The following is a 12,898-nucleotide window of genomic DNA, read 5'->3' on the forward strand; positions in this document are numbered from 1 at the left end:
AGAGGAATATGCGCGTTCCAACAAAAATACGCGCGCTCACCACAAATCCGGCAATTTCTTTTATTCAAAGAGGTAGGCGGTCGATATCCCTCGCCATCTTCTGTATAATAAAAGAATACGCATCACAGAAATCAAGAAGGATGGATCCCATGCGAAAAGCTGTACACTACATAATCATCGCCATCTGTGTCATACTGATTTTCTTCCTGTACAATAAAGCTTTGGGATCGATTCCATTTATGGTTCTGGCGATTTATTTATTTTATTTCGGATGGAAACAAATAGATCCGAGAAAAAAGAATACACGGTAGCGGAGACTAGTTAGTTTGTATATAATGAATTAAGTTAAGAAGAAGAAGGGACGTGCACGGAATGAAAATTCGTGAATTATCTAAAGAAGAACTAATAGAAGAGTCGTTTGTAGACTTGACATATGCAATGTTGGAAGAGACACATGAAACAAAAACATATGCAGAACTTGTTGCAGAAATCGAGAAATTATTGAACTTGTCTAAAGAAGATATGAAAGAAAGGTTAGTCCAATTCTATACGGATCTAAATATTGACGGACGCTTTTTAATCTTGGGCGAAAACCGTTGGGGTCTTCGTGAGTGGTACCCGGTTGAACAAATTGAAGAAGAATCGGCACCAACTGTTAAAGCACGTAAAAAGAAAGCGAAAGTTGCTGACGATGAAGGCTTTGACGATTTAGATGAATTGGCATTAGAAGATGAGTTGGAATTCGAAGATTTCGGCGAAGACGATGACGATGATGACGACGACGATGAAGTGGTTAAATCACCTATCGAAGTGCTTGATTTTGATGCGGATGACGACAAAGATGAAGACGACGTATTAGTTGAAGATATGGATGGCAATATCATCGATGACGAGGATGACGACGAAGACGAAGACGACGAAGAAGATGACTTGAAGTAATCTGAACATTTTTTCACCTTGACTTATAAGGCCAGACTGGATAATATTTTATTTGGGCTCCTTATACATAGGAGAGATGATTCGTACAGTTTACGCGCTCCCCCTGCATGCAGCAGGAGGAGCGCTTTTTATTTTTACAATAAGAGGAGGAACTAAGCATGACAAAGTATATTTTTGTAACCGGTGGTGTTGTATCATCGCTTGGAAAAGGAATTATAGCAGCATCATTAGGCCGTTTATTAAAAAACAGAGGATTGAATGTAACAATTCAAAAATTCGATCCGTACATCAATATAGATCCAGGAACTATGAGTCCATATCAGCACGGGGAAGTTTTTGTGACGAATGATGGCGCAGAAACGGATTTGGATCTTGGTCATTACGAGCGCTTTATCGACATCAATTTAAATAAATACTCAAACGTAACAACAGGGAAAGTGTATTCGACTGTTATTCAAAAAGAACGTCGTGGTGATTACTTGGGCGGAACAGTTCAAGTTATTCCACATATCACAAATGAAATCAAAGACCGCTTATTGCGTGCTGCAAAAACTGCAAATGCAGATGTGGTCATCACTGAAATTGGTGGAACCGTTGGCGATATCGAATCACTGCCATTCTTAGAAGCGATTCGTCAAATGAAATCAGACCTTGGCCGTGAAGAAGTAATGTATGTTCACTGTACGTTAATTCCATACCTTGGCGCAGCGAAGGAAATGAAAACAAAACCAACTCAGCACAGCGTAAAAGAGCTTCGGAGCCTTGGAATTCAACCAAATCTAATTGTTGTGCGCACAGAACACCCAGTGCCACAAGACATGAAAGATAAAATTGCGTTGTTCTGCGATATCAAATCAGAAGAAGTTATCGAATCACGTGATGTTGATGTGATTTACGAAATGCCGCTTCGCTTGCAAGAGCAACATATGGATCAAATTGTTTTAGATCATTTCGGAATCGAAGCTCCAGAAGCAGACATGACGGATTGGAAAACACTTGTTGAGAAAGTGCAATCACTTAAAAAGAGCGTGCGTATCGGCCTAGTAGGTAAATACGTTGAGCTGCAAGATGCCTATATTTCTGTTGTAGAGGCATTAAAACATGCAGGCTTTGCATTCGACTCTGAAATCGAAGTAGATTGGATTAATGCAGAACACGTAACAGCTGAAAATGTTGCAGAAAAACTAAAAGATTGCGACGGCGTCCTAGTTCCTGGTGGATTTGGCGATCGTGGCGTTGAAGGGAAAATTGCAGCTACTCAATATGCACGCGAAAACAACGTACCGTTCTTCGGTATTTGCTTGGGCATGCAATTAGCATCTGTTGAATTTGCTCGCAACATCATGAATTTAGAAGACGCACATTCTTCTGAATTGAACGCAAAAACAGCTTACCCAGTTATCGATTTACTACCTGAACAAAAAGACATCGAAGATTTAGGCGGTACACTTCGTCTTGGACTGTACCCAGCGAAACTTGAAAAAGGTTCAAGAGCGCACGAAGCCTATGGCGAAGAGTTAGTATACGAAAGACACCGTCACCGTTATGAGTTTAACAACGAATACCGTGAAGCTTTCGAAAACGCTGGATTTAAATTTACAGGCACGAGCCCAGATGGTCGTCTAGTGGAAATTATTGAAGTGACTGACCACCCTTGGTTTGTAGCTTGTCAATTCCACCCAGAGTTTATCTCGCGTCCAAACCGTCCACAACCATTGTTCCGTGACTTTGTTAAAGCAGCTATCGCTAACAAATAAACGACAAAAGCCTTCCCTTAAGACAAAGGGAAGGCTTTTGTATAGAAGGTTTTTTATTCAGCTAGTAGTTTATCAATGCGCAATTTAACGGCATAATAAATATAAAGACCAGCAAATGTGTGCGGAACTAACGCAGCTTTGCCACCGTCCTGTAAAAAGGAAGGTTCTTCACTAGTTAAGGGGAAGAAGGCATCTGCCAAGTCACTGTCGGTTGAAGAGGGCGCAACAAGTGCAAAAGGAATGCCAGCATCTGACAGGCGACCGGCAAGTTCCACACCTTCGCTATGTGGTGCTAAAATGAAGACGCGATCGATATCAGTCACAATGCTTGTAGGTGACCAGTCAGCTGCAACGAATAAAGGTTCATCGCTATAGAGGGCAGCAGCTGTCACAGCCTTCATCTCACCGAACGCAGCGATAAAAATTGTGCCTTCTGCAATAGCGGCTTGCGCCAATACAGCCGCAATGCTGTCGAAGGCTTCGTGTTCTTCTGAAAGACGCTCGAATACACGAGTCAATTGAATTGTGAACAAATCCATAAAAATCACCTCGTGTAAAAAAGTATAGCAGATAAAGGAGAGGCTCTTTTTGAAAACCGTTTTGATAGTAGACGATCAGCCAGGAATCCGGTTGTTGTTAAAAGAAGTCTTCACCAAAGAAGGTTACCAAGCGATAACAGCTGGAAGTGGTTTAGAGGCGATTGAAAAAGTTCAAGAAATTCCACCAGACCTCGTCTTATTAGATATGAAAATTCCAGGTATGGATGGCATCGAGATCTTGAAACGCTTGAAAAAAAGCAACCCAAGTATTCATGTTTTGATGATGACGGCATACGGGGAACTGGACCTAATTCGAGAATCCATTAATTGGGGCGCAGAGCATTATTTTACGAAGCCTTTTGATGTTTTTGAAGTTCGCGATGCTGTTAAGCAATTATTAGATTAGCATTTATCGAAGAAGTAGCGTAAATAGTGGGTTTTTGATATAGTATAAAAGATATTCGCTTTAAACATTGCTGAGGAGGAAATTTAAATGCCGTTAGTTTCTATGAAAGAAATGATGATAAAAGGTAAAGAAGAAGGATATGCAATTGGTCAATTCAATTTGAATAATTTAGAGTTTACGCAGGCTATTCTTCAAGCCGCACAAGAAGAAAACTCTCCAGTTATTTGTGGGGTTTCTGAAGGTGCTGCTCGCTACATGGGCGGATTCACTACAGTTGTTAATATGGTCAAAGGATTAATGCATGACTATAAAATTACAGTTCCCGTGGCGATTCATTTAGATCACGGTTCGAGCTTTGAAAAATGTAAAGAAGCGATTGATGCAGGATTCACATCAGTTATGATTGATGCTTCTCATCACCCGTTTGAAGAAAACATTGAAATTACAAAACAAGTTGTAGAATATGCTCGCCAACACAACGTTTCAGTTGAAGCTGAATTAGGAACTGTTGGTGGACAAGAAGACGATATCATCGCTGACGGCGTTATTTATGCTGATCCAAAAGAATGCAAACAAATGGTTGACGAAACAGGTATTGATTGCCTAGCGCCTGCTCTTGGATCTGTTCACGGCCCTTACAAAGGTGAGCCGAATTTAGGATTTAAAGAAATGGAAGAAATCTCACAGCAATGTGACGTGCCTCTTGTTTTACACGGTGGAACAGGAATTCCGTTAAAAGACATTCAACGTTCAGTATCTCTTGGTACATCAAAAATTAACGTGAACACGGAAAGCCAAATTACATCGGCTCAAGCAGTTCGCGATGCATTAAACAACGATCCGGATGTTTACGATCCACGTAAATACATGGGACCAGCTCGCGAAGCCATTAAAAAGACGGTAATGGGTAAAATGCGCGAGTTTGGAAGTTCTCAAAAAGCGTAAGTAGAAAACAAAAAAGAGGCGAGAGAAGCGTTCAAAAGACGACTTCTCTTTTTCCCATGATACTGGAGGAGAAAAAACAATGAAGTTTTTTATTGATACAGCAAACTTTGATGAAATTAAAGAAGCACACGCTTGGGGAATTCTTTCAGGTGTAACGACAAATCCATCATTGGTAGCAAAAGAAAAAAATGTCTCATTCCATGATCGCTTAAAAGAAATCGCTGCATTAGTTGATGGTTCAATTAGCGGCGAAGTTATTGCACTTGATGCAGAAGGCATGATCAAAGAAGGCCGTGAGCTTGCAGATCTTGCACCAAACATCACAGTGAAATTGCCAATGACACCAGAAGGCTTGAAAGCTTGTTCAGTTCTTGCTTCAGAAGGCAAAAAAGTAAACGTTACATTGATCTTCAGTGCTAACCAAGCATTGCTTGCAGCACGTGCAGGAGCGGCTTACGTTTCACCATTCCTTGGACGTCTTGATGATATCGGACATAACGGCATGGACTTGATCGCAACAATCGCAGAGATGTTTGCAATCCATGATATTTCTTCAGAAATTATTGCAGCATCTATCCGTCATCCGCAGCACGTTACAGAAGCTGCTTTAAACGGTGCACATATTGCAACAATGCCGATTAAAGTTATGCACCAAATGTTCAAACACCCATTAACAGACCAAGGAATCGAAGCGTTCCTTGCAGATTGGGAAAAGCGTTCAGTTTAAAATAAGGTCAGATAAAAAATAATCAGGATCCTTCTTACCAATAAGGTAAGAAGGGCACTGACCGCTTAAGCGGAGAAAACCTAAGTTGTGATCGGCAATCCTTTTATAGCCGAACCAATTGAACTTTTCAGGCTAGCTTAACAGCCAGAAAAGTGGATAAAGGAGAAATTCAATGGATGTTTATAAAATAAAAGGCGGCAATCGCCTTTCCGGTACAATTAAAGTCAATGGTGCTAAAAATAGTGCAGTTGCTTTGATTCCTGCATCGATTTTGGCAAATTCGCCTGTATCGATTGAAGGGTTACCGGGAATTTCTGATGCATGGACACTGAAAAGTATTTTGGAAGAAATCGGTGGAGAAGTAACATTTGAAGATGGAACGATGACTATCGATCCAACGAAAATGATTGATATGCCATTACCAAATGGTAACGTCAAAAAATTGCGAGCATCTTATTACATGATGGGCGCGATGTTAGGGCGTTTTAAGCATGCGGCAATTGGTCTACCAGGTGGCTGTTTCTTAGGACCTCGTCCAATCGACCAACATATTAAAGGCTTTGAAGCACTTGGCGCAAAAGTTACAAATGAACACGGTGCCATTTATTTGCGTGCTGATGAACTTCGCGGAGCTAAAATTTACCTAGATGTAGTGAGTGTTGGAGCAACCATCAATATTATGTTGGCAGCTGTTATGGCAAAAGGGCAAACAACGATTGAAAATGCTGCAAAAGAGCCAGAGATTATTGATGTTGCAACATTATTGACGAATATGGGTGCAAAAATCAAAGGTGCTGGAACAGATGTTATCCGTATCGACGGAGTTGAAGAATTGCATGGAACAAACCATACAATTATTCCTGACCGTATCGAAGCTGGAACATTTATGATTATGGCAGCAGCTGTAGGCGATGGCATAACAATTGATAACGTTATTCCATTCCATATGGAAGCATTGACTGCTAAATTACGTGAAATGGGCGTTGATGTGCAAGAAGGCGAAGAATCGATTTATATTCCAAAGTCCGAGCAATTAAATGCGATTGATGTGAAGACATTGGTTTACCCTGGATTCCCAACTGATTTGCAACAGCCGTTTTCTGTCTTAATGACGCAAGCTCATGGTTCTTCTATGATTACAGATACGATTTATTCAGCTCGCTTTAAACATATTGACGAACTTCGTCGAATGAGTGCAAGTGGCCGTGTTGAAGGGAGAGCTGCGATTGTAACTGGTCCAACTCCATTGACCTCTGCAACCGTAGTAGCATCTGATTTACGTGCAGGAGCAGCTTTAGTAATTGCTGGTTTACTCGCAGAAGGTGAAACTGAAATTCGTGAAATTTATCATATCGAACGAGGCTATTCATCTATTATCGAAAAATTACAAGGGTTAGGTGCTGATATTCGGAGAGAGACAATTGATCCGGTAACAAGCATGAAGTCTGACCTTAGCCAAGACACGAATTGACTCTCTGTTAGTGCAAAAATATATGCTACAATAATATAGATATAGTTAATGCCGAACGGAGGAACTAAAAGTATGGAACGAAGTCTATCGATGGAATTAGTGCGCATCACTGAAGCAGCAGCAATTGCTTCTTCAAAATGGATGGGCCGTGGCTTAAAGAACGAAGCAGATGACGCAGCAACAACAGCAATGAGAACCGTATTTGATACGATCCCAATGCGTGGAGTTGTCGTTATTGGTGAAGGAGAAATGGACGAGGCTCCTATGCTTTATATCGGTGAAGAGTTAGGGACGGGTAATGGTCCAGAAGTGGATGTTGCCGTAGATCCTTTAGAAGGTACAAATATTGTAGCAGCGGGTGGTTGGAATGCGTTAGCAGTTCTAGCAATCGCTGACCGCGGTAACCTTTTAAATGCACCAGATATGTATATGGAAAAAATAGCGGTTGGACCGGAATCAGTCGGCAAAATCGATATTAATGCACCTGTCATTGATAACCTTCGTGCAGTGGCAAAAGCCAAAAATAAAAACATCGAAGAAGTTGTCGCTACATTGATGGATCGACCACGTCATCAAGACATCATCGATCAAATCCGTGCAGCGGGCGCTCGTATTAAACTAATTTCGGATGGCGACGTAGCTGGTGCAATTAATACAGCGTTTGACCAAACCGGCGTAGATATTTTATTCGGTATTGGTGGTGCCCCTGAAGGCGTTATCGCGGCAGTTGGTTTGAAATGCCTCGGTGGTGAAATTCAAGGGAAACTTCTTCCTCAAAACGAAGAAGAAGCGCAGCGTTGCATTGATATGGGCATTGACGTAAGCAAAGTCCTAATGATGGACGACCTTGTAAAAGGCGATGACGCTATTTTTGCAGCAACCGGTGTTACAGACGGTGAATTGTTAAAAGGCGTTCAGCTAAAAGGTGGATTTGCAGAAAGCCATACATTGGTTATGCGAGCAAAATCAGGAACAATCCGCTTTATCGAAGGGCGTCACAGCCTGCAGAAAAAGCCGAATCTTGTAATGAACGATTAACGATCCTACTTCATAAAATGAGTCCGGCATTTTGCCGGACTTCTTCTTTAAAGATCTTCTCAATCATTCACTACTGATCCTCAATAATTCTACAAACAAAATAATACAAATAAGAGTGGTGTCCGATATATGGCAACGATTACAATCTCCGCATTGGAGAATATGACGCTAAAAGAACTTTATAATTTAGCGAAAGAATACAAACTAACCAACTACAGTAAGCTAACTAAAAAAGAACTTATTTTTGCGATTTTGAAAACACGCGCAGAACTAGAAGGTTTTTTCTTTATGGAAGGTGTATTGGAAATTATTCAATCAGAAGGTTTTGGTTTCTTGCGACCAATCAACTACTCACCAAGTTCGCAGGACATTTACATTTCGGCTTCACAAATACGTCGATTTGATTTGAGAAATGGTGACAAAGTTTCAGGGAAAGTGCGTCCACCAAAAGAAAACGAACGTTACTTTGGCTTGCTTCAAGTAGAAGCAGTGAATGGCGAAGATCCAGAAGTGGCAAAAGAACGCGTCCATTTCCCAGGACTTACTCCGCTTTATCCAGATCGCCATATTCGTTTAGAAACGACACCGGCGCACTTGTCTACACGCATCATGGATTTAGTTTCACCTGTTGGGTTTGGTCAGCGTGGATTGATTGTTGCGCCGCCAAAAGCAGGAAAGACGATGTTGTTAAAAGAAATCGCTAATTCGATTACAACCAATCACCCAGAAGCAGAATTGATCGTTTTACTAATTGATGAACGTCCAGAAGAAGTGACGGATATCGAACGATCTGTAGACGCTGATGTTGTGTCATCAACTTTTGATGAAGTACCTGAAAACCATGTGAAAGTGGCAGAACTTGTTCTTGAGCGTGCAATGCGTCTTGTTGAACATAAACGTGATGTGGTCATTTTAATGGACTCGATTACCCGTTTGGCACGAGCATATAATTTGGTTATTCCGCCAAGTGGTCGTACACTATCAGGAGGAATTGATCCAGCGGCTTTCCATAGACCTAAACGCTTTTTCGGAGCAGCCCGTAATATTGAAGAAGGTGGCAGTTTAACAATTTTAGCTACAGCTTTAGTAGAAACAGGGTCACGTATGGACGAAGTCATTTACGAGGAATTTAAAGGAACAGGCAATATGGAATTGCATCTTGACCGTTCTTTGGCTGAGCGCCGTATTTTCCCAGCACTTGATATTCGCCGTTCTGGAACGCGTAAAGAAGAGTTGCTTATCGAACCTAAACAACTTGAAAAACTGTGGGCGATTCGAAAAACTTTCTCAGATTCGCATGATTTCGGCGAACGTTTCTTAAAGAAATTAGGCCAAACAGATACCAACGAAGAATTTTTCGAGCAATTGGCTACGGAAATGAAAACACATCGAAGCAATAAGAAGATGATCTAAGTACTTGCAAAAAATGCGGGTATTTGATAAGATAATGTTAGTGATTTAAATCAAAGCTATTGCATATACGGTCTAAAGAACCGTGTAAGGCAATAGTAAAATAGATTAAACTCTGTTCCAGATGGTTCAGGGCGAGAGGAGAAAATTATTATGAAAACAGGAATTCACCCAGATTACAAACAAGCTACAGTAACTTGCTCATGTGGGAACTCTTTCACAACTGGTTCTGTAAAAGAAAACATCAACGTTGAGCTTTGCTCTGAATGTCATCCATTCTACACTGGACGTCAGAAGTTCGCTGCAGCAGACGGCCGCGTAGATCGTTTCAACAAAAAGTACGGCTTAAAAGAAGAAATCAACGAGTAATATTTGCTCAGCAACAGACTGGAACTGGGAATTTTCAATTTGCGAATTTCCATCATCCAGTCTTTTGCTTTCAAGTATCAATTAAAATTATACCTGCCTCGCGCGAAAACGCCAGGCGGGTATTTTTTTCGGTTTAAATCTGAAAAAACACCTTACATATCCCAAAAAATCAGCAGAATGCAGCATTATTTTGGTATGATAAATAGAGGGCTAACTTAGTAAAAATAAGCTTTTGATCAAGAATACAAGTCTGTAGATAGCATCACTTATTAGCGTTAATAACCATGGTAAAGCAACATTACAAAGTGTTTGAAAGGGGTCTCACCTATGTATGTCATGAAACAAACGGGATGGGTTGAATTGATTTGCGGGAGTATGTTTTCCGGGAAATCAGAAGAACTAATCCGCCGTGTCCGCCGTTCCCAATTCGCAAAACAAAAAATTGCTGTTTTTAAACCGAAAATCGACGACCGTTATAGCAAAGAAGCGGTTGTTTCGCATAATGGTGCAACTGTAATTGCACTACCGATTTCACGCTCTTCCGAAATGTGGGATTACATCACGGACGAATTTGATGTAATCGCGATAGATGAAGCTCAGTTTTTTGATGAAGCCATCATCGAAAATGTCCAGAAACTCGCCAATCACGGTTTCCGTGTAATTGTTGCAGGACTCGACCAAGACTTTAGAGGCCGTCCGTTCGGACCAATGCCCGCACTACTCGCAATCGCTGAGCAAGTAACCAAACTTCAAGCGGTCTGCACAGTTTGTGGTTCTCCAGCTAGCCGAACGCAACGCTTAATCGACGGAAAACCAGCAGGATCCGATGACCCGACTATTTTAGTAGGCGCATCAGAAGCCTACGAACCGCGCTGCCGCCACCACCACGAAGTCCCAACAGGTGTAACCGTTAGCGAATAAACTTTTAATAACATTTACAAAGATATGGAGCAAACTAGCGGAGACTCTGCTGATTTGCTCCATATCCAAAAAATACTTTGGCTATAATTAATAGTTACTTATAAAGTTTTACAACATATTTAGAAGAAAAAGCGGAAGGCGGCGAAGTGCGAAGATATGCTCCTGCATCGCTTCGCTAGCTTCGTCGCAAAGCCATTGGCCGAATTGCATTCGTTCAATGACTTTCCTAGGGGATTAGGACGAGCTGAAGACCCTGGACTGAGCGGAGCGAGGGAAGCGGCTGAAGCCGGCCCCCCTGGAAAGCGTCCGCCTGGAGCGATTTCTTCATTAGAATAAATAACCAAAAATTAGAACTTGAGGTGACACCTATGTTTGATCGATTACAATCAGTAGAAGATCGGTATGACCGTTTAAATGAATTGCTAAGTGATCCAGATATCGTTAGTGATACCAACAAGCTACGTGACTATTCAAAAGAACAGTCAGACTTACAAGAAACGGTTGAAACGTACCGTGAATACAAAGATTTAACAACTCAATTGACTGAAGCGAAAGCGATGTTTGACGAGAAAATGGATGCTGACATGCGTGAAATGGTCAAAGAAGAAGTTAATGAACTAGAACAACAGGTTTCTGTTGTAGAAGAACGCCTTCACAAATTATTGATTCCGAAAGATCCAAACGATGACAAAAACGTTATCATGGAAATTCGTGGAGCAGCGGGTGGTGACGAAGCGGCTTTGTTCGCTGGAGACTTATACCGCATGTATACGCGTTTTGCTGAATCCAATGGATGGAAAATCCAAGTGATGGATTCGAACCCAACTGGTCTTGGCGGATTTAAAGAAATTGTCTTTATGATTACCGGTAAAGGTGCCTATTCAAAAATGAAATATGAAAACGGCGCACACCGTGTACAACGAGTTCCTGAAACAGAATCAGGTGGGCGTATTCATACGTCAACTGCTACAGTGGCTTGTTTACCAGAAGTCGAAGAAGTAGAAGTAGATATTCATGAAAATGATATTCGTACCGATACGTATGCATCTTCCGGAGCTGGTGGACAATCCGTAAACACGACCATGTCTGCTGTTCGTTTAACGCATCTTCCAACGAATACGGTAGTAACGTGTCAAGATGAGAAATCGCAAATTAAAAACAAAGCGAGTGCAATGAAAGTATTGCGTGCGCGTGTTTATGAAAAATTCCAGCAAGAAGCTCAAGCTGAATACGATGCAGTTCGTAAATCAGCTGTTGGGACAGGAGACCGTTCTGAACGAATCCGCACATACAATTTCCCTCAAAACCGTGTAACTGACCACCGAATCGGTTTGACGATTCAAAAGTTGGATCAGATCTTGCAAGGGAAAATGGATGAAATTGTCGATGCATTAATCGTGGAAGAGCAATCTGCTCGTATGGAAAGTCTCAATAATGACCAAGCTTAAGTACGTTTATGAGGCCCTGAAGAGGGCTTCTTCTTTTTTACAGGAACACGGCCGTGAAGAAGGAGCTGCACGAATTTTACTTCAGCACGAACTGGGTCTCTCATATTCCGGGTTAATCGCCTCTATGCGAGATGAAATAAGTGACGCGCAATTGGAGAACTTCTGGGCAACTATTGAACAACATGCAAAAGGAATTCCTGTTCAGCATTTGACTGGGACTGAAGAATTTTACGGCAGGAAATTTCGCGTAAATGCAGATGTGTTAATTCCGAGACCAGAAACAGAAGAGTTAATAGAAGAAACGCTGCAATTAATCGAGCGTCATTTAGTAAAAAAAGAGTTAGCGCTTGCAGACATTGGCACTGGGAGTGGCATTATTGCGATTACGATGAAATGCGAATTGCCGCACGCAAATGTTACTGCAACCGATATCTCACAGTCAGCGCTAGAAACAGCAGCGCAAAATGCAGAAACGTTAAATGCGGAAATTGACTTTCGGTTAGGAGACTTAACAAAACCAATCGAAAATGAAAAGTGGGATGTTATTTTATCCAATCCACCGTATATTGCTTATTCTGAGGCACCAGACTTATCGGATAGTGTGCGCGATTTTGAACCACATCATGCATTGTTTGCAGATAACGAAGGTTTAGCGCTATATGAAAAAATGGCAGAGCAATTTCCAAAAATGCTAAATAAACCTGGGATAATTGGCTTTGAAATAGGTTATCAACAAGGAAAAGCCGTTGAAAAAATGTTAAAAGATGCTTTTCCTGATGCTTTCGTCTATTGTAAAAAAGATATCAACAAAAACGACCGAATGGTTTTTGCTGTAATTGAGTAACTTATACACAGATTACGCACAAGACGCATGTTTTTATCCACGGATTGTGGGTAAAAATTGAAAAACCCTTAAAAATAGGAGTTG

Annotated in this window: 13 protein-coding genes; 12 read left to right on the forward strand and 1 reads right to left on the reverse strand. The window is 41.3% G+C overall.

Features of this window, described 5'->3' with window-relative positions; genetic code table 11:
- The first annotated feature begins 372 nt into the window (after positions 1-372).
- Both rpoE and GPDM_RS15675 read left to right on the forward strand, forming a co-directional pair.
- Positions 373-939, forward strand: a complete 567-nt coding sequence (gene rpoE, locus GPDM_RS15670) for a DNA-directed RNA polymerase subunit delta (RefSeq protein WP_008432968.1) — start codon at positions 373-375, stop codon at positions 937-939.
- A 158-nt stretch (positions 940-1,097) separates the two neighbouring features.
- Positions 1,098-2,696, forward strand: coding sequence for a CTP synthase (locus GPDM_RS15675; RefSeq protein ID WP_008432969.1), 1,599 nt, complete (start codon positions 1,098-1,100; stop codon positions 2,694-2,696).
- A gap of 53 nt (positions 2,697-2,749) precedes the next feature.
- Here GPDM_RS15675 and GPDM_RS15680 read toward each other — a convergent pair whose 3' ends face one another.
- Positions 2,750-3,235, reverse strand: a complete 486-nt coding sequence (locus GPDM_RS15680) for a DUF2529 family protein (protein ID WP_008432971.1) — start codon at positions 3,233-3,235, stop codon at positions 2,750-2,752.
- Positions 3,236-3,284: 49 nt separating this feature from the next.
- Between GPDM_RS15680 and GPDM_RS15685 the strand changes: the two genes are divergently transcribed.
- The 10 genes from GPDM_RS15685 to prmC all read left to right on the forward strand — a co-directional run bounded on the left by GPDM_RS15685 (position 3,285) and on the right by prmC (position 12,814).
- Positions 3,285-3,641, forward strand: a complete 357-nt coding sequence (locus GPDM_RS15685; RefSeq protein WP_008432972.1) for a response regulator — start codon at positions 3,285-3,287, stop codon at positions 3,639-3,641.
- Positions 3,642-3,728: 87 nt separating this feature from the next.
- Positions 3,729-4,586 (forward strand): class II fructose-bisphosphate aldolase, encoded by an 858-nt coding sequence (locus tag GPDM_RS15690; protein WP_008432975.1) that lies wholly within the window; start codon positions 3,729-3,731, stop codon positions 4,584-4,586.
- A 79-nt stretch (positions 4,587-4,665) separates the two neighbouring features.
- Complete coding sequence (gene fsa, locus GPDM_RS15695; protein WP_008432977.1) at positions 4,666-5,313, forward strand: fructose-6-phosphate aldolase; 648 nt, start codon at positions 4,666-4,668, stop codon at positions 5,311-5,313.
- 172 nt (positions 5,314-5,485) lie between these two features.
- A complete protein-coding gene (locus GPDM_RS15700; RefSeq protein WP_008432978.1) occupies positions 5,486-6,784 on the forward strand; it encodes a UDP-N-acetylglucosamine 1-carboxyvinyltransferase in 1,299 nt (432 codons plus the stop codon).
- Positions 6,785-6,856: 72 nt separating this feature from the next.
- Positions 6,857-7,822 carry a class II fructose-bisphosphatase gene (gene glpX / locus GPDM_RS15705; protein ID WP_008432979.1) on the forward strand — a complete coding sequence of 322 codons (966 nt, stop codon included), beginning with the start codon at positions 6,857-6,859 and terminating at the stop codon, positions 7,820-7,822.
- 129 nt (positions 7,823-7,951) lie between these two features.
- The gene (gene rho, locus GPDM_RS15710) at positions 7,952-9,235 is read left to right on the forward strand and encodes a transcription termination factor Rho (protein WP_008432980.1); all 1,284 of its coding nucleotides are present in this window, start codon (positions 7,952-7,954) and stop codon (positions 9,233-9,235) included.
- Between the two features lie 150 nt (positions 9,236-9,385).
- A complete protein-coding gene (gene rpmE, locus GPDM_RS15715; protein ID WP_008432981.1) occupies positions 9,386-9,601 on the forward strand; it encodes a 50S ribosomal protein L31 in 216 nt (71 codons plus the stop codon).
- A gap of 327 nt (positions 9,602-9,928) precedes the next feature.
- Positions 9,929-10,522 carry a thymidine kinase gene (locus GPDM_RS15720; protein ID WP_008432982.1) on the forward strand — a complete coding sequence of 198 codons (594 nt, stop codon included), beginning with the start codon at positions 9,929-9,931 and terminating at the stop codon, positions 10,520-10,522.
- A gap of 368 nt (positions 10,523-10,890) precedes the next feature.
- Positions 10,891-11,970: a peptide chain release factor 1 gene (prfA, locus tag GPDM_RS15730; protein ID WP_008432984.1), complete on the forward strand. Its 1,080-nt coding sequence runs from the start codon at positions 10,891-10,893 to the stop codon at positions 11,968-11,970.
- Positions 11,957-12,814, forward strand: coding sequence for a peptide chain release factor N(5)-glutamine methyltransferase (gene prmC, locus GPDM_RS15735; protein ID WP_008432985.1), 858 nt, complete (start codon positions 11,957-11,959; stop codon positions 12,812-12,814). Before prfA ends, prmC begins: the two co-directional genes overlap by 14 nt.
- Positions 12,815-12,898 lie beyond the last annotated feature (84 nt).

The sequence above is a fragment of the Planococcus donghaensis MPA1U2 genome (assembly GCF_000189395.1).
In the GTDB taxonomy this organism is placed as follows: domain Bacteria; phylum Bacillota; class Bacilli; order Bacillales_A; family Planococcaceae; genus Planococcus; species Planococcus donghaensis_B.

Coding starts and splice junctions, on each gene's coding strand:
- fsa (WP_008432977.1), top strand. CDS start 4,666: ATGAAGTTTTTTATTGATACAGCAAACTTTGATGAAATTAAAGAAGCA.
- GPDM_RS15690 (WP_008432975.1), top strand. CDS start 3,729: ATGCCGTTAGTTTCTATGAAAGAAATGATGATAAAAGGTAAAGAAGAA.
- rpmE (WP_008432981.1), top strand. CDS start 9,386: ATGAAAACAGGAATTCACCCAGATTACAAACAAGCTACAGTAACTTGC.
- prfA (WP_008432984.1), top strand. CDS start 10,891: ATGTTTGATCGATTACAATCAGTAGAAGATCGGTATGACCGTTTAAAT.
- glpX (WP_008432979.1), top strand. CDS start 6,857: ATGGAACGAAGTCTATCGATGGAATTAGTGCGCATCACTGAAGCAGCA.
- GPDM_RS15675 (WP_008432969.1), top strand. CDS start 1,098: ATGACAAAGTATATTTTTGTAACCGGTGGTGTTGTATCATCGCTTGGA.
- GPDM_RS15680 (WP_008432971.1), bottom strand. CDS start 3,235: ATGGATTTGTTCACAATTCAATTGACTCGTGTATTCGAGCGTCTTTCA.
- prmC (WP_008432985.1), top strand. CDS start 11,957: ATGACCAAGCTTAAGTACGTTTATGAGGCCCTGAAGAGGGCTTCTTCT.
- rho (WP_008432980.1), top strand. CDS start 7,952: ATGGCAACGATTACAATCTCCGCATTGGAGAATATGACGCTAAAAGAA.
- GPDM_RS15720 (WP_008432982.1), top strand. CDS start 9,929: ATGTATGTCATGAAACAAACGGGATGGGTTGAATTGATTTGCGGGAGT.
- rpoE (WP_008432968.1), top strand. CDS start 373: ATGAAAATTCGTGAATTATCTAAAGAAGAACTAATAGAAGAGTCGTTT.
- GPDM_RS15700 (WP_008432978.1), top strand. CDS start 5,486: ATGGATGTTTATAAAATAAAAGGCGGCAATCGCCTTTCCGGTACAATT.